Source organism: Pseudoalteromonas sp. Angola-4, from assembly GCF_028599265.1.
Classification (GTDB): Bacteria; Pseudomonadota; Gammaproteobacteria; order Enterobacterales; family Alteromonadaceae; genus Pseudoalteromonas; species Pseudoalteromonas atlantica.
In genome coordinates, this window is the sequence record NZ_JAQREK010000008.1 from 50,722 (window position 1) to 73,441 (window position 22,720).

Annotated in this window: 26 protein-coding genes; 7 read left to right on the forward strand and 19 right to left on the reverse strand. The window is 41.1% G+C overall.

Annotated features, from left to right (window positions below; translation table 11 throughout):
- Positions 1-33 precede the first annotated feature (33 nt).
- The 10 genes from pdxJ to rpoE all read right to left on the reverse strand — a co-directional run bounded on the left by pdxJ (position 34) and on the right by rpoE (position 8,664).
- Positions 34-765: a pyridoxine 5'-phosphate synthase gene (gene pdxJ / locus PSH48_RS11045; RefSeq protein WP_004586231.1), complete on the reverse strand. Its 732-nt coding sequence runs from the start codon at positions 763-765 to the stop codon at positions 34-36.
- 21 nt (positions 766-786) lie between these two features.
- On the reverse strand, positions 787-1,479 hold the full coding sequence (gene recO, locus PSH48_RS11050) for a DNA repair protein RecO (protein ID WP_024033080.1): 693 nt from the start codon (positions 1,477-1,479) through the stop codon (positions 787-789).
- 20 nt (positions 1,480-1,499) lie between these two features.
- Positions 1,500-2,432 (reverse strand): GTPase Era, encoded by a 933-nt coding sequence (gene era, locus PSH48_RS11055; RefSeq protein ID WP_004586229.1) that lies wholly within the window; start codon positions 2,430-2,432, stop codon positions 1,500-1,502.
- A complete protein-coding gene (gene rnc, locus PSH48_RS11060) occupies positions 2,422-3,099 on the reverse strand; it encodes a ribonuclease III (RefSeq protein ID WP_004586228.1) in 678 nt (225 codons plus the stop codon). The genes era and rnc overlap by 11 nt, the downstream gene beginning before the upstream one ends.
- Before the next feature lie 2 nt (positions 3,100-3,101).
- The gene (gene lepB / locus PSH48_RS11065) at positions 3,102-4,037 is read right to left on the reverse strand and encodes a signal peptidase I (protein ID WP_273611574.1); all 936 of its coding nucleotides are present in this window, start codon (positions 4,035-4,037) and stop codon (positions 3,102-3,104) included.
- Positions 4,038-4,053: 16 nt separating this feature from the next.
- Entirely contained in the window at positions 4,054-5,841 is a 1,788-nt protein-coding gene (gene lepA / locus PSH48_RS11070; RefSeq protein ID WP_004586226.1) for a translation elongation factor 4, read from the reverse strand.
- A gap of 189 nt (positions 5,842-6,030) precedes the next feature.
- The gene (locus tag PSH48_RS11075) at positions 6,031-6,480 is read right to left on the reverse strand and encodes a SoxR reducing system RseC family protein (RefSeq protein ID WP_004586225.1); all 450 of its coding nucleotides are present in this window, start codon (positions 6,478-6,480) and stop codon (positions 6,031-6,033) included.
- A gap of 19 nt (positions 6,481-6,499) precedes the next feature.
- Entirely contained in the window at positions 6,500-7,450 is a 951-nt protein-coding gene (locus tag PSH48_RS11080; protein ID WP_054982697.1) for a MucB/RseB C-terminal domain-containing protein, read from the reverse strand.
- A gap of 4 nt (positions 7,451-7,454) precedes the next feature.
- Entirely contained in the window at positions 7,455-8,081 is a 627-nt protein-coding gene (locus PSH48_RS11085; RefSeq protein ID WP_024033083.1) for a sigma-E factor negative regulatory protein, read from the reverse strand.
- 1 nt (position 8,082) lies between these two features.
- The gene (rpoE, locus tag PSH48_RS11090) at positions 8,083-8,664 is read right to left on the reverse strand and encodes an RNA polymerase sigma factor RpoE (protein ID WP_004586222.1); all 582 of its coding nucleotides are present in this window, start codon (positions 8,662-8,664) and stop codon (positions 8,083-8,085) included.
- 245 nt (positions 8,665-8,909) lie between these two features.
- Here rpoE and nadB point away from each other — a divergent pair, with 245 nt between their 5' ends.
- Complete coding sequence (gene nadB / locus PSH48_RS11095) at positions 8,910-10,520, forward strand: L-aspartate oxidase (RefSeq protein WP_273611575.1); 1,611 nt, start codon at positions 8,910-8,912, stop codon at positions 10,518-10,520.
- Here nadB and PSH48_RS11100 read toward each other — a convergent pair.
- Together PSH48_RS11100 and PSH48_RS11105 are read right to left on the reverse strand one after the other, a co-directional pair.
- Positions 10,495-10,914 (reverse strand): hypothetical protein, encoded by a 420-nt coding sequence (locus PSH48_RS11100; RefSeq protein WP_085065394.1) that lies wholly within the window; start codon positions 10,912-10,914, stop codon positions 10,495-10,497. The genes nadB and PSH48_RS11100 overlap by 26 nt on opposite strands.
- Positions 10,907-11,158 carry an FAD assembly factor SdhE gene (locus PSH48_RS11105; RefSeq protein ID WP_004586219.1) on the reverse strand — a complete coding sequence of 84 codons (252 nt, stop codon included), beginning with the start codon at positions 11,156-11,158 and terminating at the stop codon, positions 10,907-10,909. Before PSH48_RS11105 ends, PSH48_RS11100 begins: the two co-directional genes overlap by 8 nt.
- A gap of 162 nt (positions 11,159-11,320) precedes the next feature.
- Here PSH48_RS11105 and ygfZ point away from each other — a divergent pair, with 162 nt between their 5' ends.
- Positions 11,321-12,232, forward strand: a complete 912-nt coding sequence (gene ygfZ / locus PSH48_RS11110) for a CAF17-like 4Fe-4S cluster assembly/insertion protein YgfZ (protein WP_256851215.1) — start codon at positions 11,321-11,323, stop codon at positions 12,230-12,232.
- Positions 12,233-12,244: 12 nt separating this feature from the next.
- The gene (locus tag PSH48_RS11115; protein ID WP_273611576.1) at positions 12,245-12,730 is read left to right on the forward strand and encodes an FKBP-type peptidyl-prolyl cis-trans isomerase; all 486 of its coding nucleotides are present in this window, start codon (positions 12,245-12,247) and stop codon (positions 12,728-12,730) included.
- 41 nt (positions 12,731-12,771) lie between these two features.
- On the opposite strand, the gene PSH48_RS11120 is transcribed toward PSH48_RS11115, so the two are convergent.
- The 3 genes from PSH48_RS11120 to PSH48_RS11130 form a co-directional block, all read right to left on the reverse strand.
- Positions 12,772-13,260 (reverse strand): hypothetical protein, encoded by a 489-nt coding sequence (locus PSH48_RS11120; RefSeq protein ID WP_004586216.1) that lies wholly within the window; start codon positions 13,258-13,260, stop codon positions 12,772-12,774.
- 16 nt (positions 13,261-13,276) lie between these two features.
- Positions 13,277-14,056: a DUF481 domain-containing protein gene (locus tag PSH48_RS11125; RefSeq protein ID WP_276537847.1), complete on the reverse strand. Its 780-nt coding sequence runs from the start codon at positions 14,054-14,056 to the stop codon at positions 13,277-13,279.
- A 66-nt stretch (positions 14,057-14,122) separates the two neighbouring features.
- Positions 14,123-14,452 (reverse strand): HI1450 family dsDNA-mimic protein, encoded by a 330-nt coding sequence (locus tag PSH48_RS11130; protein ID WP_004586214.1) that lies wholly within the window; start codon positions 14,450-14,452, stop codon positions 14,123-14,125.
- 249 nt (positions 14,453-14,701) lie between these two features.
- Between PSH48_RS11130 and PSH48_RS11135 the strand changes: the two genes are divergently transcribed.
- From PSH48_RS11135 to PSH48_RS11150, 4 genes are all read left to right on the forward strand, one after another.
- The gene (locus PSH48_RS11135) at positions 14,702-15,493 is read left to right on the forward strand and encodes a crotonase/enoyl-CoA hydratase family protein (protein WP_273611577.1); all 792 of its coding nucleotides are present in this window, start codon (positions 14,702-14,704) and stop codon (positions 15,491-15,493) included.
- A gap of 72 nt (positions 15,494-15,565) precedes the next feature.
- On the forward strand, positions 15,566-15,919 hold the full coding sequence (locus tag PSH48_RS11140; RefSeq protein ID WP_004586211.1) for a CidA/LrgA family protein: 354 nt from the start codon (positions 15,566-15,568) through the stop codon (positions 15,917-15,919).
- On the forward strand, positions 15,912-16,631 hold the full coding sequence (locus tag PSH48_RS11145; RefSeq protein WP_273611578.1) for an LrgB family protein: 720 nt from the start codon (positions 15,912-15,914) through the stop codon (positions 16,629-16,631). Before PSH48_RS11140 ends, PSH48_RS11145 begins: the two co-directional genes overlap by 8 nt.
- Positions 16,632-16,668: 37 nt before the next feature.
- Positions 16,669-17,502: a mechanosensitive ion channel family protein gene (locus PSH48_RS11150; protein WP_029774567.1), complete on the forward strand. Its 834-nt coding sequence runs from the start codon at positions 16,669-16,671 to the stop codon at positions 17,500-17,502.
- 42 nt (positions 17,503-17,544) lie between these two features.
- Here PSH48_RS11150 and PSH48_RS11155 read toward each other — a convergent pair whose 3' ends face one another.
- The 4 genes from PSH48_RS11155 to PSH48_RS11170 form a co-directional block, all read right to left on the reverse strand.
- A complete protein-coding gene (locus PSH48_RS11155) occupies positions 17,545-18,897 on the reverse strand; it encodes a magnesium transporter (RefSeq protein ID WP_024033089.1) in 1,353 nt (450 codons plus the stop codon).
- Positions 18,898-19,166: 269 nt separating this feature from the next.
- On the reverse strand, positions 19,167-19,916 hold the full coding sequence (locus PSH48_RS11160) for a serine/threonine protein kinase (RefSeq protein WP_273611579.1): 750 nt from the start codon (positions 19,914-19,916) through the stop codon (positions 19,167-19,169).
- A 146-nt stretch (positions 19,917-20,062) separates the two neighbouring features.
- Positions 20,063-20,536 (reverse strand): MarR family winged helix-turn-helix transcriptional regulator, encoded by a 474-nt coding sequence (locus PSH48_RS11165; RefSeq protein ID WP_052026274.1) that lies wholly within the window; start codon positions 20,534-20,536, stop codon positions 20,063-20,065.
- A gap of 313 nt (positions 20,537-20,849) precedes the next feature.
- Positions 20,850-22,517: a methyl-accepting chemotaxis protein gene (locus PSH48_RS11170; RefSeq protein WP_273611580.1), complete on the reverse strand. Its 1,668-nt coding sequence runs from the start codon at positions 22,515-22,517 to the stop codon at positions 20,850-20,852.
- Positions 22,518-22,720 lie beyond the last annotated feature (203 nt).

A 22,720-nucleotide genomic window follows, 5' to 3' on the forward strand; every position in this document is an offset into this window, starting at 1 on the left:
TTTCTATGAAATGGTGCCACCATGGGGTTAAATTTATAACCTTGCCTCAATCATGAGGCGTTTCATGTCGCGTACTGCTTTTTCAAGGCCATCAATAGCTGCGCGCGCAATAATAGCGTGGCCAATGTTAAGCTCATAAATTTCAGGCATTGCAGCAATAGGTTTTACGTTATGATAATGAAGGCCATGCCCTGCATTTACAATTAAGCCTAAGCTCGCCGCGTATTTTACACCCTCTCGTATGTGCTCAAGCTCTTTGTGTAAATCTTCATCATTAGTGGCATCTGCATACGCGCCGGTATGAATTTCTACATACGGTGCACCACACGCTTTAGCTGCATCTAACTGTGCTTTATCGGCGTCAATAAATAATGACACTTTAATACCCGCATCAGTTAGTGTTTTAGTGGCCGCTTTAATTTTATCTACGTTACCAGCCACATCTAGGCCGCCTTCGGTCGTAAGCTCTTCACGTTTTTCAGGTACTAAACATACGTACTCAGGCTTTACTTCAAGGGCAATATTAATCATTTCATCCGTAACCGCCGTTTCAAGATTCATACGCGTTTGAATCGTTTTAGCCATTACGTACACATCGCGGTCTTGAATATGGCGGCGGTCTTCACGCAAATGAATAGTAATACCATCTGCACCGGCGTGCTCTGCCACACTGGCTGCATGTGCTGGGTCTGGGTATGATGTACCACGCGCTTGGCGAAGCGTTGCAATATGATCAACGTTTACGCCTAAAAGAATGTCTTTCATTTTGTTACCTGTAAAATATGTTTATTGAGAGGCCATAAATAATTCACGGCTTTTTAATGGTTTATTACCCAGTAAAGGTTTTAGTAAATAACGGCTTAATTGTTTTGCCATATAGAGTACATCGCTTTGGCTAAAATCATGATTAGCAATCGCTTTGAGCTGCGCGCCGCTAAACCCTGAGCGCGTATCTTGTTGCATCAAAAAACCCAACTCAGGAAAGTAACTATACGTTTGTCTTTCATCAATTGGCTCACCACTGGCATCAAAGCTAAAGTCGACGCCATAGCCCAACAACTCTAATAGTTGAAATTCGTATGAGCGCAGCACCGATTGTAAATCGACATCGCTATTTAAGTTCTCTAGGTGAGTTTTGTAGAGCTCAAACACTTGTTCAAGTGGCTCGTTTACCGGCACAATGCGGTTAGTCAGCTCATTTAAATAAAAGCCACAGTAAAGCTTATCCTTTGTTAAATATAAAGGATTACCATGTAGCTCAAATTTATTAATGTATTTTAAATCGTACTTGCCACTGTAATGAACAAGCAGTGCCTGGAAAGGCTGCAATTGTGCTTTGTGTTTAGTGGCCTGGCGACCACTCACTCTGGCTAGCATTCTAAGCTGGCCTACGCCTTCTACCAGCATATCGAGCATTACTTGGGAGTCGCTATAAGGACGCCGATGTAATAGGTACGCTGTGTAGAAGTCGCTATCCATATTAGTTGGCTAAATGCTGGTTAATCTTCGCCATAGCCTAAACTTCTTAAGGCACGTTCATCATCTGCCCAACCCGATTTAACTTTAACCCAAAGCTCTAAAAACACTTTGTTATCGAGCATTTCTTCAAGGTCTTTACGGGCTTCACGGCCAATCACTTTAAGCTTTTCGCCTTTGTTACCTATTACCATGCGTTTTTGGGTTTCACGCTCAACAAGAATTAACCCGTTGATATGCCAAACACCGTTTTCTTGCCATTTAAACTGCTCAATTTCTACAGTAACAGAATACGGCAGCTCTTCGCCCATAAAGCGCATTAGCTTTTCACGAATAACTTCTGCCGCCATAAAACGCATTGAGCGGTCGGTTACATAGTCATCAGGAAAGTAAAATTCGCACGGTGGTAAGCGTTTAGTTACTTCGGCTTTAATTAAATCAACGTTTTTACCTTGCGTTGCCGATACCGGCATAATGCCCACAAAATCAAATTTGTCGCCAAGCATTTTCATATGCGGTAATACTAAGTCGCGGTCTTTTACTTGGTCTATTTTATTAATAACAAGTAAAACAGGCTTACCACTTTGCGATACTTTATTAAGTACCATTTCGTCATCGGCATTCCAGTGAGTGCCCTCAACAACAAAAATAATAAGCTCTACATCACCAATTGAGCTCGATGCAGCACGATTCATTAAGCGGTTAATAGCGCGCTTTTCTTCAACGTGTAAGCCCGGCGTATCAATATAAACAGCTTGGTGTTGCCCTTCTGTATGAATACCCATAATACGGTGGCGAGTTGTTTGTGGCTTGCGCGAGGTAATACTTACTTTTTGCTCAATGATTTCATTAAGCAATGTTGATTTACCTACATTAGGGCGGCCAACAATGGCAACCATGCCACAAAACGTATCAATATCACCTTCATGAGGCTGTATTAAGGTATCAAGATTCATTTTTTAGTATCTTCAATGCTTTTTCGGCAGCTTTTTGTTCGGCTTTACGGCGCGAGCTACCAACAGAAATAATGCTATCCATACCTTCAACTATACATTCAACCGTGAACGTTTGATTGTGCGCTTGACCTTTGGTATCAACAACGGTGTAGCCCGGTAAAGATAACTTACGCGCTTGTAGATACTCTTGCAGCAGGGTCTTAGGATCTTTTTGATTAAGCCCTGGTGAAATAGCATCAAGTCGAGATTCGTACCACGCTAAAATCAGCTCGCCACAGCGGTCTATGTTTGAGTCTAAAAACACAGCCCCTATAATGGCTTCTACAGCATCAGCTAATGTTGATTCACGACGAAAACCACCGCTTTTTAACTCACCCGGCCCAAGGCGCAAGTAGTCACCTAAACCAAACTCTAGCCCAAATTCAGCAAGTGTTTGGCCACGCACAAGCGTAGAGCGCATACGGCTTAAATCGCCTTCACGCGCTTTTGGAAATTTGTCGTACAAAGCATTGGCAATAACAAAGCTCAAAATTGAATCGCCTAAAAACTCTAAGCGTTCGTTGTGTTGACCTTTATGACTGCGGTGCGTCATTGCCTGCTCAAGTAAACCTTGATCAGCAAATTCGTAGCCAATTCGTTTATATAATTCTGTTACATTTTTTTTCATTGTTACTGAATATTACCTAGGCGTTCAAAACGAACACCAGTTGGAACCCATCCTGGTAAAACATCATCTGGGCCATTCTCAAATTCAAAACTCATCCATATAAAGACAGCTTTACCCACCAAGTTTTCTTTTGGTACAAAGCCCCAAAAGCGACTATCTTGGCTGTTGTCGCGGTTATCACCCATCATAAAATAATGATCAGCTGGTACAGTCCATTCATCAGAAGGAGTCCCTGGTTGCTGATAGTAACGCCCTTTACGTTCAGGTGCGCGTGGGTTGATTAAAATGTCGTGCTTGAGTGTCGTTAAATCTTCATTTACTCGGGCAAGCGACATTTGGCCTTGTTTAAACTCATTATCGTTAATTAATTTAAAATCAATTTTATTAAACTCATTACAAAGTAGGTCACCCTGCTGGGTCTCGCCTTCTTTACAATTAGGTTGAATATATAAACGCTTATCACGATAAACAATTTTATCGCCCGGTAAACCAATAGCACGTTTTATATAATCTACTCGCTCATCTAACGGGTATTTAAAAACAACAATATCGCCGCGTTCAGGCTCGCCTACATCTACAAGCTGGCTACGCCATACTGGGTCTTTAATCCCGTACGAGTACTTTTGTACTAAAATAAAGTCGCCTACCAACAGGGTTGGCATCATTGAACCTGACGGTATTTGAAAAGGCTCAAAAATAAACGACCTAAAAATAGTAATAGCTGCAATCATCGGAAAAATCGATTTTGCAGTTTCTGTAATTGCCGGCTCAGGTGCAATTAACGCCGTTGTTTCTTCATCAAGCTGGCCACCGGCAGATGTTTGGGCAAGCGCCAAACGCTCTTGCCTTTTTGGCGCATACATTAGGTGGTCAATTAACCATATTAAACCTGAGCCTAACGTTAATAACACCAATAAAACTGAGAAATAACCAGCCATCTATAATCCTTTGTTTTTATTTACCAACTTTCAAAATAGCTAGAAACGCTTCTTGCGGTACTTCTACGTTACCCAATTGCTTCATTCGTTTTTTACCATCTTTTTGCTTTTGCAGTAGCTTTTTCTTACGGCTCACGTCACCACCGTAACACTTAGCGATTACATTTTTACGTAATTGCTTAACCGTGGTACGGGCAATAACATGTTGTCCTATTGCAGCTTGAATCGCAATATCAAACATTTGACGCGGAATAAGCTCTTTTAACGCATCAGCAAGTTGGCGGCCGCGTGATTGTGCACTGTCGCGGTGAACAATTATAGCGAGCGCATCAACACGTTCACCATTGATAAGTATATCAACACGTACCATGTCTGATGTTTGAAAGTGCTTAAAGTTGTAATCAAGCGATGCAAAACCACGACTGGTTGACTTTAATTTATCAAAAAAGTCCATAACCACTTCAGCCATAGGTAGCTCATAAGTTACAGCGACTTGCTTGCCGTGATAACTCATTTTAGTTTGCATACCACGCTTTTCTACACACAGAGTAATAACGCTACCTAAAAACTCTTGCGGTACAAGTATGTTTGCCTCTACTACTGGTTCGCGGATTTCAACAATATCATTAACTGCTGGTAAGTCAGATGGGTTATCAATTTGACTTGTACCTTCTTTGGTTACTACTTCGTAGATTACAGTAGGTGCCGTGGTAATTAAATCAATATCGTATTCACGCTCTAAACGCTCTTGAATAATTTCCATGTGTAGCATACCTAAAAAGCCACAGCGGAAACCAAAACCCAGTGCTGTTGAATTTTCAGGTTCAAAAAATAACGACGCATCATTTAAGCTTAGTTTATTAAGTGCATCGCGGAACGATTCATAATCATCAGAGGCAATTGGGAACATACCTGCATATACTTGTGGCTTAATTTTTTGAAAGCCTGGTAAACGCGCTGGTGCCGCATTTTTTTGATGCGTAATCGTATCGCCAACTGGGGCGCCGTGTATTTCTTTAATACCGGCAATAACAAACCCTACTTCGCCGGTACGTAAAATACCCGTGTTGGTTTGTTTAGGGGTAAAAATACCCACGTGATCAGCTGTATGTACTTGCTCGTTCGACATTATTTTTATTTTGTCGCCGGCACGTAGTTCACCGTGCTTAATACGCACTAGTGATACAACACCTTGGTATGGGTCAAACCACGAGTCAATAATAAGCGCCTGCAAAGGTTGATCTTTTTCACCTACCGGTGGTGGAATATCCTTTACAATCATTTCAAGTACTTCAGCAATACCAACACCAGTTTTTGCACTACATTGCACAGCGTCTAGGGCATCAATACCAATAATGTCTTCAATTTCTTCTGCTACACGAAGCGGATCGGCTTGCGGTAAATCTATTTTATTTAAAACAGGGATTACTTCTAAATCCATTTCGATGGCGGTATAACAGTTTGCCAGCGTTTGTGCTTCAACACCTTGTCCGGCATCAACAACTAAAAGCGCACCTTCACATGCCGCTAAAGAACGAGAAACTTCATAAGTAAAGTCAACGTGCCCTGGTGTATCGATAAAGTTAAGTTGGTAGGTTTCGCCATCGTTAGCAGTGTAGTTAAGCGTTACACTTTGCGCTTTAATGGTAATACCGCGCTCACGCTCGATGTCCATTGAATCTAACACTTGCTTTTGCATTTCGCGGTCTGTTAAGCCACCACAAACCTGGATCAAACGATCTGAAAGGGTCGATTTACCATGGTCAATATGGGCGATGATCGAAAAATTACGGATATGCTTCATAAACTGGATTCTAAACTTCTATTTTAATAGGCTAAGTACGAACACCTGAGTGACTTGAAAATACTTATTGGGTATAAGTGCTATATAAGTGGCTAAATGCGCTTTAGATAATCAAATTTTTGATTGCCTTTTTACCCTGTATTTCCAAGTTACTCTGGTATAAAACGGCAATTTTACATTTAATTGGCCTTAATCACCATCTATTTGCGTTAAAGGAAGGCTAATTGGATGAATTTTTATCACTTTTACATCATGCCTGAGTGTTTTTACTTTGCTTTTAGCTAAAAAGTAACCACCTACACCACCCAAAGCGGCGAATAATATTTGCCATCCCTGCGCTAAAAGTAGTAATTCGGCACTAATAAACGCAAGCGTTAATCCTAAAAATAAAGGCAGCATGTATACAGCAAAAGCATGTTTGACTAAATGCGAATCATCTAATGAAAGCGTTACTTTTTGGCCCACTTCTACAGGAGTATCAAATTGATATGGAAAGGTTTTTTTATCGCTACCAAAGAGTTTGGCAAAGACTTGCGAGCCACAGCGGCCATTACACCCTTCGCAGGCTTTTTTTTGCTGGGCTTCTAAGTGGGCAGTGGTGCCATCTAGGGCAACCACTGTAAGTGTTTGTTCAATCATAACAACCCTTACGAATTGTTTATAATGCGCGAGTCACTGACTCAGCAATTGCCTTTGCGGTTTGGCTTGGCACATTACCAACAACGGATACATCAAAGTTTCCGCCATTATGCACATAAATTGTCGTTGCGCCAGAAGTTAATGATCCGCTTAAGCGGCGACCTGGTAAGGGGCGCTGTACAAAAACTGAAATTTCAACAAACCCATCAGAATATAAATAATAGTCAGTAAGTTCGTTATTTAAATCAAGTTTATGGCGGTCTGATTTTAGTAATTTAAAGCCATTAGGTAACCAACCAATGCGCCAGTTTGTGGCATTACTTTTTTCACCTTCCAGTGCGTTACCTGGTAACGGCGTTGGAAAATTACGGTTGAGCACTTCTAAAATCATCGGTGCTGGTTGCTCTGTTACGCTAATATGGGTTAACTGTAGCTGCTCTAATGCTTCACCTTGGTGGTTAACATAAGCGGCTTTTAATAACAGCGATGACTCTGTATCAAGCCATATCCAATAGTTATATTTGTATTCATCTTTTGATTCTATTCTCACCAGTTGCGCCGCTCGCCCTGCAATACGGCCTTTACCACCTAGCACAAAATCATATTGGCTGCTTAGCGCTTCAATATCTTTAAATAATACTTCAGGTATTGGCCCAGCAATGGAGTCTGTATTTATAGAATATGGCTGCGATTGCGGTTCAAAGTAGGTTACTTGGTCGTTAATTCTCACCATTTCTAAGCCCGCGCCATTAAGTAAACTTAAATGCTCAAGCTCTGTTTCACCTTGCTTTGCATGCACCCAACGGTAAGGTTCCATGGCTTTACCCTTTACCACCACAAAAGAGGCGTCAAAATTACGGGTATGCACTGCATTCGCCATGTTTAGTAATAAATCTTTGGCGGGATTTGTGTCGTTAGCAAAAACATTAAAACTTAATACTAACGACAGAACAAAAGTGATTACTTTCATTTAATTAGTTTTTTTCCTCTTGCGCTTTGTCACTATTTTGCGCTGTTTGCAAAGAGTGTGCAACACGTGCTTGACGTTGATGCTCTAAAACTAACGCGCCAATGCGTTGTTGCTGTAATTCGCGTAAACCTTGCTCAGCGTTTTCAAGAGCAGGTTCTGAAGAATAACTCACCGGTGATGCCATACCTGTTAATGGGGTAGTTTGTAAAAGCGGAATTTCGCTTTCTTGCTCGCCCGCACCTTGCGGCAAGGTATTTACGCCAACAATGGCAAACATAGCTACGCTTGCAGCAATAGCAAGTTGTGCAACCGGCTTGCGCCAATTAAACGCCACTACTTTGTTATCTTGCTGCGCTTCACTGTGCTCGGTATCAGGCGCTTTGTTTGCTGTCGATTGGGTGAAATCGGCATACACAGGCTCACTTTCAAGTGCTAAGGCGATGTTATCGCTTATATCGATGTGTATGTCGTTGTTATTTTTTTGAGCACGCATCGCATCACCAATTAGCGCATATCGACCAAACGTAGCAACATCCTGATCAGAAATTTTACCCTCTGCAAGGTGTTGTTCGCCGTCAAGTAATGCTGATAACGTTTCGCTATCCAACTTGTTAACGTGTGCTTTTGTCATACTAAGACTCGCCTATTAATGGGTTTAATTTATTATCTATTGCTTCTCGGGCTCTAAAAATACGCGAACGTACTGTCCCAACAGGGCAATCCATTACCACGGCTATTTCTTCATAGCTCATCCCTTCGATTTCTCTTAGGGTAATCGCGGTTTTAAGGTCTTCAGGCAAACTATCAATCGTATTAAAAATAACAGCGCGTACTTCGTCGCTTAACAGTAAGTTTTCAGGCGATGCGTTTGAACGCATCGAATCCGCACCGTCATAAAACTCGGCATCTTCAGCGTCTATATCGTTTGCTGGCGGTTTACGGCCCTGAGCTACTAAATAATTTTTAGCACAATTAACGGCAATACGGTATAACCACGTATAAAAGGCACTATCACCTCTAAAGTTTGGAAGTGCACGGTAGGCCTTAATAAATGCCTCTTGTGCTACATCTGCAATATCGCCTTGATTAGACACATAACGTGAAATTAACCCTGCAATTTTGTTCTGATACTTCTTTACTAATAGGTTGAAGGCGTTTTTATCTCCTTGCTGGACCCTTTTTACAAGCGCTAAATCTAATTCCTGCTCGCTCATTCGAGCCGGTACTCCTCTGTTTAATTCTTGCTGGTTATTCATAGTGTCGCCATTGTTCACAAATACTCTGACCTCTTTATGAATAAAAAGTTCTGCTTAATATTATTTTTTTATAAAATAGTCGTAAATAACGGCGCTAAGCCATTAAAATCACTACGTAGTAATATGACAAATATGATACAACTACACTATTAAAAACAAATATTGCTCTAATTTGAGCATTGTAACCGCAAAGTACCTCTGACATGAACCAAAATAAACATCATATTGCTGATGTCGCTATTATCGGTAGCGGCGCGGCGGGCTTATCTCTTGCATTGTCTTTAGCTAACTATTGTAATGTTACTGTGATCAGTAAAGGTGCCCTCACCGAAGGCTCTACACTGTATGCACAAGGCGGGATTGCCGCAGTATTTGATAAAAAAAACGACAGCATAGAATCACATGTTGAAGATACCCTTGATGCCGGCGGTGGTTTATGTGACCGAGAAGCTGTGCATTATACTGCAAGTAATGCGCATCAGTGTTTACAATGGCTCATTGAGCAAGGCGTTCCTTTTGACATGGAGTTTGATAGCAAAGGAAAAGAGCGCTTTCATTTAACCCGCGAAGGCGGACACAGCCATCGCCGTATTTTACATGCAGCCGATGCCACTGGTAAGGCCGTACAAACCACGTTAATTAGCCAAGTTAAAGCGCATAAAAACATTACCTTGCTCGAGCAATACAACGCCATCGACTTGATTAGTGATAAAAGCTTAGGTAAGCCGGGTTCGCATATTCATGGCATGTACGTGTGGAATAAAAAAGCAAAAAAAGTAGAAACTATTTCAGCTAAATTTGTAGCGCTCGCAACAGGGGGGGCAAGCAAGGTGTATTTGTACACTTCAAACCCTGATGTATCTAGCGGTGACGGTATTGCCATGGCGTGGCGTGCAGGCTGTAGGGTAGCCAATATGGAATTTAACCAGTTTCACCCCACAAGCCTTTATCATCCAGAGCTACAAAACTTCTTAATTACCGAAGCTATGCGCGGTGAAGGAGCGTATTTAAAGCGCCCCGACGGCACTCGCTTTATGAAAGACTTTGACGATAGAGAAGAGCTGGCACCGCGCGACATAGTAGCCCGTGCTATCGACTTTGAAATGAAGCGTTTAGGTGCAAATTGTGTATACCTAGATATTAGCCACAAAGATAAAGACTTTATCATTGAGCACTTCCCTACTATTTACGCAAAGTGTTTAAGTGTAGGGCTTGATATAACCAAAGAAGCCATCCCGGTTGTTCCTGCCGCGCATTATACGTGTGGCGGTGTAATGAGCGACTTTAACGGTAAAACCGATTTAGATAACTTATACGCTGTAGGCGAAGTAGCCTACACAGGTTTGCACGGCGCTAACCGTATGGCGAGCAATTCATTATTAGAGTGCATTGTATTTGCACACGCTGCAGCTAAAGCTATTTTAAGTAAACTTGAGCATGCGCCAGCACCACTTGCGCTGCCAAGCTGGGATGAAAGCCGAGTCAGTAATTCTGATGAAGAAATTGTTATTACCCATAACTGGCACGAACTGCGGTTATTTATGTGGGATTATGTAGGCATTGTGCGCTCAACTAAACGCCTAGAACGAGCACTGCACCGTGTTGAGTTATTACAACAAGAAATACATGATTATTACGCAAACTTTAGAGTAAGTAATAACTTATTGGAGCTTCGTAATTTAGTACAAGTAGCCGAGCTTATAATTAGAAGTGCAATGCAGCGTAAAGAAAGCCGTGGCCTTCACTATACGATTGACTACCCTGAGCAAAATGAAAACCCAACACCCACTATTTTGATTCCACCTCGCCATTAATGGCAATCAATGCTGCGCGCTTTAAACGTGCGTAGCTTTGCTTATTTACGCCATTAGCTGAAATAATAAGCCATTGGCGTTTATTAAAACCTTTAATGTGTAACCACACACTGGTATTTAATATTTTTGTTTTAGGGGTTATTTGCCCCTGAACTTTTAAACTTTCGTTTTCGAAGCGTATTTGCTTAGGCTCTAAAATAATAACGCCACTTTCAGGGTGAATGGCCACTATTTTTTGCCATACCCAGCAAAGCGCAATTGCATTTACAGTTATACAAACAACAATGCTAAAAAAAGAGCTTAAATAAAGCCCCAATACCACACTTAATAAGCAGAAAAACAGCACCACAGGCCGCTGCTCTGCTTTATTATTTACTACTGTAAACCTATACACGAACTCGGTCTAAAATTAGCGATACCATGGTATTAAGCTCAGCATCTTTACACTCTTCATGGCCCATAAACCATGCAAATAAATCAGGGTCTTCTTGGGTTAGCAAACGCTGAAATACAGCCTGTTGCTGTGCATTTAACGAATCATACGCCTGCTCTACAAATGGCATAAACAAAACATCTAACTCTAACATGCCGCGGCGACAAGCCCAGCGTATACGTGCTTTACTATGAATTTCAGTCATTTTAAACCTCATACTTAATTGTCCCGAGTTTAACAAATACCCGCCTAATTAGCAGCTATTAATCTGTGTTCAAATAATAAAAAACTGCCCGCCTTCGTTGCTGTACCCTAGGTTATAACTGCGTTATTATGTCTACTCATTTGTATTGCACAGAAGGTTTTTATGTCGAGCGTTTATGCATGTCCGTTATCTCACCAACTTATTAGCCTAACCGGTGCGGATAAATTGTCTTATCTTCACGGACAAATCACTCAAGATCTCAATAAACTATCTAACAGCAATTATTTATGGGCTGGTCACTGCAGTGCCAAAGGCAAGTTGTGGGGTGTGTTTAAATTATTTTCTCACCAAGATAGCTACTACTTAGCAGGTTCACAGCCTGAGGTAGAGAAGTCGCTCAGTGAGCTAAAAAAATACGCTGTGTTTGCCAAAGTAGATATTGATGTTTCTACGAACAGATTAATCGGGTTGATCAGTGACGATTTAACCCCAGTACTAGAAAAACTTGATATTCGTTTTTCTGATGACCAAACGGCCTGTGATTTCCCAAGTGGTAAAGCCCTTAAGTTAGCGCCAAATCGCGTTTTACTAATGGTTGATAGCCAATTTAGTATGCCAGATGATGTGTCTACATTAGATAACTGCGCACTATGGCAAGAAGCCGCTATAAAAGCGGGCGAGCCACAATTAAATAGTGACGCCATTGGCGAATACGTACCACAAATGGTAAACCTTCAAGCGATTAACGGCATTAGCTTTAAAAAAGGCTGTTACACCGGCCAAGAAACGGTTGCCCGTATGAAGTACCTAGGTAAAAACAAACGCGCTATGTATATTGTTACAGGTAAAAGCGATGGCCTACTTGAAGAGCCAGAGCTTGAAACCCAAGTGGGCGAAAACTGGCGCCGCGCTGGTAAACTAATTGCCCAAAGCTATAACGAAAATAGCCAAACCATATTTGGCCTTGTTGTGCTGCCAAACGATACACCAAGTACACACGTACTTCGTGCAAAGCACACCCCTCAGGTAGAGCTAAGCATTCTGCCTCTACCTTACTCTCTTGAAGATGAATAAATAGGAATGACTATGATCGTTGCACCAAACACAGTAGTAAAAATGCATTATTCAGTACTGGATAACGATGGCAATACCATTGATAACTCTTTTGATGGCGAGCCACTGGTTTTTATTATTGGCACAGGCTACTTAATCCCAGGGCTTGAAAATGCACTCCAAGGCAAGCAAGCCGGTGATACATTAAATGTAAAAGTAGAACCTGAAGAAGGCTACGGCGAACGTCACGATAACCTAATGCAAGCGGTGCCTAAGTCGATGTTTGATGGCATGGAGATTGAAGTGGGTATGCAATTTAGAGCGTCGACTGATGATGGTGATCAATCTGTGATGATTATCGAGATTCAAGATGAAGACGTTATAGTTGATGGCAACCACCCGCTTTCGGGTATTACCCTTAATTTTGATGTAGAAATTTTAGAGGTGCGCGAAGCAACCGAAGAAGAGCTTGCGCACGGCCACGTGCACGGTGAAGGCGGTTGTGGTCACGTTCACTAATCATACCGCCGTTTATAAAAAAAGCGCCTAAGGCGCTTTTTTTATAACATATTGTTGTAGGTTGCGGTTTTTATTGGCGCCGGTTCCTCTAAAGGAGTTTCACTGGGTGTTATTTTACCCTCAAGCGCACGTAATAAGCCTTGCTGATCGTTTGTTCCCACTCGGTACTTAGTACCGTCTTTTAAGGTTAACTGTAGCGCACTAAACCCGGATACAGAATACACCCACCCATCATGCGTAATACGAATACCAATACCATGGCGGTAAGAGTTTTGCACCGCTTTAGCCTCTACTATGTCAGCTAGTGCTAATCGTTGCCCCGCAACGCCAGGGCCAAAAGCCCAACTAATTGTTTGCTCATCAACTTTTACGGTTAAACCATGAAACAAAAAGCCGACTAAAACCAATACACCGGCAAATACCATTAATGGCACATCGGCGCCCATTAAGTTCCAGGCTAAGGCTACAAAGCCGCCTATCCATGCTAAAACAAAAAATATAAACACCGCATATTGTTTATGCTGATACATAACGCTCTCTTTGTTATTAAAAACTGTACACCAACGTGGCGCTTAATTCTGAGTCGTATTTAAGGTTATCGTCTTCAGGTTTTGAATTATAACGATACATGTAGGCAAACTTTAACGATACCGCACCTATGACTTGGCTAATCAAAGCGGTTTCTGACTTCAAACGCGAATTTAACCCCGACAAAGACTGCTCAATACTCACATCTTGATTAAAGCGCGTGCGCTTTGATACCAAACGCTCCCACTGCATTGCAATACGAACTAAATAACCGGTTTTGTTTTCATCTTCTTCGCTTACCTCTGACTCATCATCAGCGACGGAGCGATATAAACCTGGGCCAATATCAATATCTACTTTATTTTTTACACCTTGGTAAACTCTGGCTCCATAGCCTGTAGCCACTGTACTTTTGTAATCTAGGCCACTAAATTTATCTTCTTCGTAGTCACCGTAAATAAAAAATGAAGAGTTTTTAACGCCCACTTTGTAGTTACCCTGTGCAGAGACAAAAATACGGTCTGCCGTTACATCGGTTTGCCCTGTATCTTCGTTTTGATCTCGTTTATACAAGGTGTCTAATTTAAATTGGTTACGCCAATTTTCGAAGTCTTGGTATAAATTTCCTCTAAACTTAAAGCTGGTAGAGTTAGTATTACCCTTACTTAAAATCAAGCCAAATTCAGTATCGCCATAGAGCATTTCGCCTTTATGTAGCTCGTGAATTTCTTCATCAGAGAGTTGTCCATATTCATGAAAGTCTTCAAATGGATCAACAGCCCAACAGCGGCTGCTCATTATTAAAAACACGAATAGTAAATACTTATGCACGGTAAACTCTCTTGCACATACAAACAAAACTGCTTACTCAGCGTGCTCTGTTTCTTTCCACAAAATATGACAAAACGGCGCGTCTTTATCACGGCTAATTAAAATTTTTGCAAATAACACATCTTCGTTTTCAAACTCTAACCCCACTAGCACTTGCACAAATAACTCCGGCTCTATTTCAAGTGCTACAAAGTCTTGCCATTGCTCATCAGGCTCGCCCTCTTCAATAAACCCAAGTTCTTCTCGGTATTCGTTAAAGTCTTCAACATCTTGTTCGCTAAGATTATTTGGCGCCAGCTCTAAAAAAATATCGTACGCTTGATGGGTAACTTCTTCTTCGCTATATAAACGTGGGCCTGACATGGGTAAAACCTCAATGCATTTTAAGTGCGCACATAATATCAAAACTCATCTGTGTTTTGAGAAAAAACAGCTAAAAATAATGACTTTTTTGTTACCAGCTCATGCGCAGTTAAGCTTAAATAAGATTCAAAGTGCTTTGACTAAAAAAGTTAAAAATAATTCAATTTATTTTTTATTATAAAACAAACCGTTACTTTACTTAGTAAGGCGTACATCATAAGCTCAAACACATAATAATAGGAGAGCGCAATGATAAAACTAGAAATACAACAAGGCATTGCTAACGTTATTTTAAGCCGCGCAGAAAAACAAAATGCACTTAGCTTTGATATGTTCATGCAATTAAACAGCACTATTAAACGTATAAAAAAAGATAAAAGTGTTCGCGCCGTAGTGATAAAAGGTGATGGTGAGCATTTTTGCTCAGGGCTTGATGTGGCTGCAGTGATGGCCTCACCATTAAACATTGTTAGGCTGTTGCTAAAATGGCTACCTGGCAATCAAAACCTAGCGCAAAAAGTGGTACTGGGCTGGCAATCGTTAAGCGTACCTGTGATTGCGCAAATAAACGGAAATTGTTTAGGGGGTGGGCTACAAATAGCATTGGGCGCCGACTATAGAGTTGTTGATACCCAAGCAAAACTGGCCATTATGGAAGCGCGTTGGGGGCTATGCCCCGATATGGGCGCTAATGTAGTGCTTGCTGGTTTATTAAAGCGCGACCAAGCGCTGTGGCTGGCAAGCCATGCCAATCCTATTAGTGCACACACGGCCTACGAGCTGGGGTTAGTCACAGAGCTTACAGACAATACCGAACAGGCCACGCAGCGCATGTTAAATATATTACGTGAACGCTCCCCCGATACACTGGCAGCGATAAAGCGCGTTACTCAAAAAAGCTACACAACAAACCAACGACAAATTTTAGCTAAAGAAACGTTTAGCCAAATTCGCTTGTTACTCAATCCTAATACTAAAAAAGCAATTGCCAAAGCAAAAGGGAAAACAGATATAAGCTATGCAAATTCAAAGCGCTGGTAAGACTAAATTAGCATTTAATAATAGTGCGTATTTGCTAACGTTAATTTCTTTCTATATTAATGAGCCATTATCATGAAGTACTTGCTTAGCAGTGCAATTATTTTACTGTGCTTAGGGTGTGCTAAATTAATAATGCACTTAATTGGTGGCAGCTTCCCTGCACCGCTCCTTGGCATGGTTATTTTACTGAGTTTATTACTGTTAGGTGTAGTGAAAGAGCACCATATTAAGCCCTCGGCCTCCCCTATTTTAAATATTATGCCAATATTTTTTATACCCGCGGGGGTAGGATTTATCGAGCACATTGCACTTATTAAGCTGCATTGGCCCTATTTGGTTTTGGTTATTTTGCTCGTCCCTGCCAGTACGCTTTTACTGGTAAGCAGCGTTGTTGGCTATGTTAAAGGTAAAAATAACAATGACTGAGCTGCACCTTACACTATGGTACTTAACAACTCCCGCTATTATTTTGCTGTTTTTATTATTAAGAGCGTTTAATAAACACTGGCAGCACAGCATAGTAAAGTCGCTCACCAACCCGGTGTTTTTAAGTATTGCGATTATTGCCTTAGTTCTTGTTAATTTAAAATTACCTTATGCTGATTTTTCCACGCATAGCCAACTACTTAGTTGGCTATTAGAGCCTGCTATAGTGGCACTGGCCTTACCTTTGTATCAGCAGTTTATACATGTCAGAAAAAATCTACTGTTAATAGTAAGCACGTGTAGCTTAGGCATTATTAACGCCACTGTGGTGGCTTTTATTTTAAGTATTTTATTTGATGTACCCGCCAATTTAAGCGCCTCCGTAGCTGCATTAAGTGTAACTACGCCTATTTCATTAATAGTTACTGAGTCTTTAGGGGGGATTAGCTCTCTTGCCGCTGCATTAGTTATATTTATTGGCTTACTAGGTGCGCTCTTTGGGTTAATCCTCATTAAGTGGATAGGTGTTAATAACCACCAAGCTCAAGGAATAGCAATGGGAACTGCGTGCCATGCTATAGGCACCGCAGCAGCACTGGACGAGCACCCAAAAATAGGCGCGTTTTCCTCGGTTGCTATGGCTTTAAGCGCTTTATTAACCGCCATAATAGTCCCCGTGCTATATCCTTTTTTAGTCAACTCTTTGCTATAGTTAGCAAAAAATAATTACGCAATATAAAGAGCCCACTATGATCAGTTCTGAAATAGAACAATTTGAAAAATACTACACCATGCTCACTGAGTATTTAGTTACCTACAGCATGCAAATTGTGGGTGCTGTTTTTATTCTTATACTAGGTTTGTGGGTGGCTAAAAAACTCTCAAATTTAGTCGCTAAATTGATGGCTCGTCATAATGTCGATATCACGCTTACCAGCTTTGTCAGTAACGTGGTAAAAGTATTGCTTATTGTGATGGTTGTAGTGATAGCGCTTGGCAAAATAGGCATTAGTGTTACCCCCTTTGTAGCGGCTATAGGTGCTGCTTCTCTGGGTGCGGGTTTGGCCTTACAAGGGATGCTTTCAAACTATGGCGCTGGCCTTGCTATTATTGCCACGCGCCCTTTTGTGGTAGGCGATACCATTGAAGTAAAAGGGGTCAGTGGCCAAGTAAAAACAATTGAGCTGGGTTACACCATTTTAATAGATGAAGAAAAAGTAGAAATCACTATTCCTAACAAGCACATAGTGGGTGAAATTATTCACAACTCGTTTAGCTACTCGTTAGTTAAAGGAGAAATAGACATAGCCTATACTGCCTGCGCTGATACCGCTGTTAGCCTTATTGAAGAAGTATTAAAGGCTCATGATCAGGTGGCTCAAAACCCTATTTCTCAAGTAGGCATAGAGCGCTTTGCCGATAGCGGCGTAACCATTAGTTATCGCTATTGGGTGCCTACAACCAAAATAATAGAAACCAAGCTTGCTATTAACGCAGGCGTTTATAAAGCCATTAATAGCGCTGAGATAGAAATACCCTTTCCGCAGCGGGTGGTTACTATTAAAGAACGCGACCTTTCTTAATAAAAAACAAAGCCGCTTAATGCGGCTTTGTTGTTTTTTAGCTTAAAGCAGTAATAAACTGCCTAACCCTAAAAAGGTCACAAACCCAACTATATCGGTAACCGTGGTTAATATTACCGAGCCAGAAAGCGCAGGGTCTATTTTCATTTTGTCTAAAATAGACGGTATAACAACCCCAGCTAACGACGCAGCAACTAAGTTAAGCAATATAGCAACGGTAATTGTAATGCTTAGCATTATGTCGCTAAACCAAACAAAGGTGAGCGCGCCAATCACTAATGCCCACACTAAGCCGTTCACCGCCCCCACCCGTAGCTCCTTTTTTAAAAGTGCATTGCGGTTAGAGTCGGTTACCTGGCCAAGCGCTAAACCGCGCACTATTACCGTTAAAGTTTGACTCCCGGCGATTCCGCCCATAGAGGCCACCACAGGCATAAGTACCGCCAGTGCCACAACCTGCTCTATTGTTGCGCCAAATAAGCCAATAAACCACGATGCTAAAAACGCAGTGGCTAAATTTATACCCAGCCAAATTCCCCGGTTTTTAGCACTTTTTCTTACACTGGCAAACAGGTCTTCGTCTTCGCGTAAACCACCAGCTTTGGCAGCAGCTTCGTCGGCAATTTCTTGGCGTAGTTCGTATGCCGAGCTAATGGTTAAACGCCCGACTAATTTGTTATCGGTATTAACCACCGGCATGGCCATTTTTTCACTGTGAATAACCACTTCTGCCGCTTCGTATAAATCATCATCAGCATGCAATGATGAAAAATCATAGTTTGCCAGCGCCAATAGGTTATCGCCTTCATCGGCTTTTATTAAATCATTTACTGCAAGTTCACCTATTAGGCTGCCTTGGCGGCTAACTAAATACACAACTTCGCTGTATTGCGGCAAACCTTTGTGCAGTAATTTTTTAACGCCTGCAATTGTTGCTTTTTCAGTTATTTTTAGAAAGTCGAAACCAACCCAGTGACCTAATTGCTCAGGCGGATACTGCTGAGCAAGATCGTATTGTTTCGTTTGTGCTTCATCGAGTTGCTTTTTAGCATAATCAACAAAGCGCTCAGGAATAACCTCTTCAAGCTCAAGTAATTCTTCAACATTCACTTCATCTAATAGCGCGTATGCCTCGCTATCATCTAAGGTTTGTAGTAACCATAAGCAGCTGTCATCGCTCAGGGTGACGAATATTTCATGCTGCGTGTCTTTATCTAATAGCTGCCAAATTTCTAGACGCTGTTCTTTTGGGATGGCTTCAAAAAGTAGCGATAGGTGCTCAGTAGATAAATTAAGCTGTGCATCGGCTAAAAGCTGGCTTTTTTGCGTGTGTGTTTCGCATTGTAATAAATCGTTTATTAGCTGCGGTAGTTGGTCGACTGGATACTCAATCATCTTGAAACCTTAAATTTAAAAATGCACATTGCTTATAGTTTACTTGAACAATAAAAAATTGCAGAAAAAACCTAAACTTATTAAGACGCTTTAAGCTTTGATGGTTGAAACTGCGCTCATTACTTTTGCGCATTGTAGGGGCAAAAACACCAGCGATACTACTGTTTATTTTAAAAATTAAAAAAGAAATTATTGGCCTTATTTTTAGCCAAAAAAAAGCCCATAACGCTAAGCTGCTATGGGCAAAGTCACACAATGAAAAAGGGGAATTAAAATCTATCGGTTAAGTTACGTATTAGGTCAGAGTCCACAAACTGCGTGACCATTGCAGCACCCCATGCATATGCACGTTGTATTGGGTAGCCTTTAAATATCCAGCGTTTACGAACATGGTTAAAACGCTGCAAATACTGCTGCTTAGCACGCGGCAAAGGTGTACTACATAGCTTATCCCACGCTTTATATACGCCCGACATGTCAGAGCCGCGCATAAAACGTTGCAACCAACGCGAAAAGCGCGAAAAGCTAATGGTTGACTGAAAATCAATGATATAAGGCTTGCCATCGCTACCACATAATATATTGCCCATATTACGTAAATCTAAATGCACAATGCCTAGGCGGTGCATTTTTGCAACTTGGCGTTCAAGCTCAATAAAAAATTCAACAGGCAACGTCTCACCCTGGTGTATTAAGCTTCTAAGCGGCGTGCCTTCTATGTAGTCATACGCCACCGCTATCGGCGATAAACGACTAAACCGATTAGCAACTGCATCAAGCTGTGCTAAGCGGCTCAACCCTTTAAATTCTTGATTTACAGAAAGCTTGGCAAAGGTTTTACGAATAAACCACGGGCTTTGGCTAAAGTCTTTTACTATTAAGTCAAACGTATCATCTTTGTACCTGTATACAATTGCGTTCGCAAAACGCCCTTTATGAACAACACTTAAATACTGTTGCATAAATACATGTTCAGGAAACTGCTGCTGTAATTGTGATAACAACTTATTTTCAATCATAACAAACCTAACAAGATGATAACCTTAATTGCCTAGGCAACTATATTAGCAAAGTTGGATTTGCCGCACAATTAGATCTAGTACTTAGCAGGCTAAGTTTTTATTGAAACAGTATCGCTAAAATGTTGATAATCTTTTTTAGAGATTTATGAAGGTGTATCTAGGTTGTTTATTGCTCGGTTTAGTAAGTCCATAACGCTGTGTTTTTCATTTTCAGAAAAACCGCTAAGTGCTTTTTCGTACACTTGATTTACTAAGGGCATTATTTGCGGATAAAGCGCTTTGCCTTTATCACTTAAACTTAAAAGTGTAGAGCGCTTATCAAACTCACATTGTGTTTTTTCAATTAAGTCTTTTTCTTCTAAACGCTTTAACAAACGGCTCATCGCGCCTTTATCGTACACCATATGATCGCTCAGTCCGGCTAATGTGTTTACTGAGCCACGCGCTAATAGCACCACCACAATATATTGCGCAGAGGTTAAGTCCATACAATCGAGTTGGGCATCAATGTGTGTAGCAATTTTTGAACGTAAAAACGATATCAACCGGCCTAGGTCTTGCTCTGCTACGAGCGTTTCGGGGTCGGCGTTTTGTACTGAAGGCATACTTTGTTGCATATAAGGGTTACTCTGTTTATTCAAAATGCGTGTAATAGACTACACATAATTAATAAAATTCCCTAGGGTTAGCGTACTTTCAAAAATAAAAATTTGTTCTACCTAGGGTCTGGCATGTTTGGCGTTAATACTGCGTTATCGCCTATGCCTCTGCAACAACCTTAAAATATAAGCACAGCTTTACCAAATAAAAGTACGTTGCTAAAAATTCAACCTCAAAAAGTAAACTTCCCCTAAACCATTTTGTATTTAAAATAAAAAGCCGCAACATAAGTTGCGGCTAGTAGTGGTTTATACAATGCCGTTTTAAATTTTAAACCTTAAACTGCCCTATTAATTGCCCTAAGTTCTCGCCGCGCCCTGCTAAATGCTGGCTAACCTCAGAGGTGGCCTTACTTGCTTGGGTTAGTTCATTAACAATTTCTTGAATGGCAAACACATTACGATTTATCTCTTCTGTCACTGAGCTTTGCTCTGTGGCAGCGGTTGCAATTTGCGTACTCATGTCGTTAATAGTAGTAACCGACGTAGTCACAGCACCTAAACTTTGCGATATATCGCGCGATGACTCAACTGAGCGATTACAACTTGCTTGGCTCGCCTGCATGGCGTCTACCGCGGCGCCTACTAAGTTATGTAATTCACTTAGCATTTCACTAATTTCATGAGTACTAAGTTGTGTACGACTCGCTAAGCTCCTTACTTCATCAGCCACCACGGCAAAACCCCTACCCTGCTCGCCGGCACGTGCGGCTTCTATGGCGGCGTTAAGTGCAAGCAAATTAGTTTGCTCGGCAATGCCACCTATTACACTAAGTACACTGTCTATTTTTTTAGATTGCTCACTTAAAGAGTTTACCTGATCAGCAGCTAGGTTAATTTCGCCCATAAGGTTGGAAACCTCACTTAGGGAAATATCTACGCACTCTTGCGCTTTTGCCACTTCTAGCGTTGCCGTATGAGTAGACTCAGCAACTTGCGTGGTATTTTTAGCCACTTCGTGAGAGGTGGCCGACATTTCGGTAATCGCTGTGGCAACTAAATCTGTTTCGTGGTTATGATTGAGCAGTTTATTTTCAAACAGTTTTGTTTGCGAATTAATATCGCTTGAGGCATTTTTTACATCATTAGTAACATCAGCCACATTACTTATAATGCTTTGCAGCTTGCTAACAAACACATTAAACGATTCGCCCAACTGCCCTATTTCATCGTGCGTATGTATAGCTAGGCGTTTTGTTAAGTCGCCTTCACCTTTTGCAATATCATCTAAGCTTTGGCCCATTATTTGGATAGGTTTAACCATAGCGTTAGACGCTAAAAGTGCGCCCACTACACTAACCACAACCCAAAATAAGGCAATTAATAACAAGGTGGTTATTTTTTCGCGAGTATGCGATTGCATAGTTTGTTTATAATTTGCAAGCTCTGTTTGTATATCATCCATATAGGCACCCGTACCAATCATCCAATCGGTACCTGGTATCATTACGGCATACCCTATTTTCTCTACTAACCCGTTGGTATTTGGCTTTTGAAAATGGTAATTAAATGCCCCGCCACCTTTACGTGCTTGCTCTAATAATCCAACAATTATTTTTTTACCATTTGGGTCTGTCATCCCTATTTTATTTTGCCCTTCAATAGCACTTCCTAACAGGGCATGGAACACGCTAACGCCACGTGTGTCGTAAATAAAAAAGTAACCGTCGTCACCAAAAGTAAGCTCCCTAAGGATATTTTTAACACTTTGTGTTGATCCGTTATCTAACTGATGGCGTACCAACTTGCTTGCTATTTCCACTTCAGTGGCAAGTAGCGTGTGTTTGTCTTTAATGAGTTTAGATTTAATTGTTTCAAAATTTTGTTGCTGGTTTTGCGATTCTAAATAGTACGAGCTGGCCATTAAGCTAATTAATAACAAGCTCAACGGTAAAATAGCCAGTAGTAAAAGTTTATTTCTCAAGCTTAAGTTACTCATTAAATCTCCACAAATAGGGTATGCACGTTATCACTGTCTGCTTTGCAGTAATCAACGCAATAAAGTAAGCATTTAATATGTCACTATTTATATCAATTTATAAATAGCGCAGGGGGTTGCCAAGGGCTGGCAAGGTGGGCGCATTATAATTAGATTACAGCGCTTTAGATATACATTATCACTCGACATTAGTCGCAATTTTT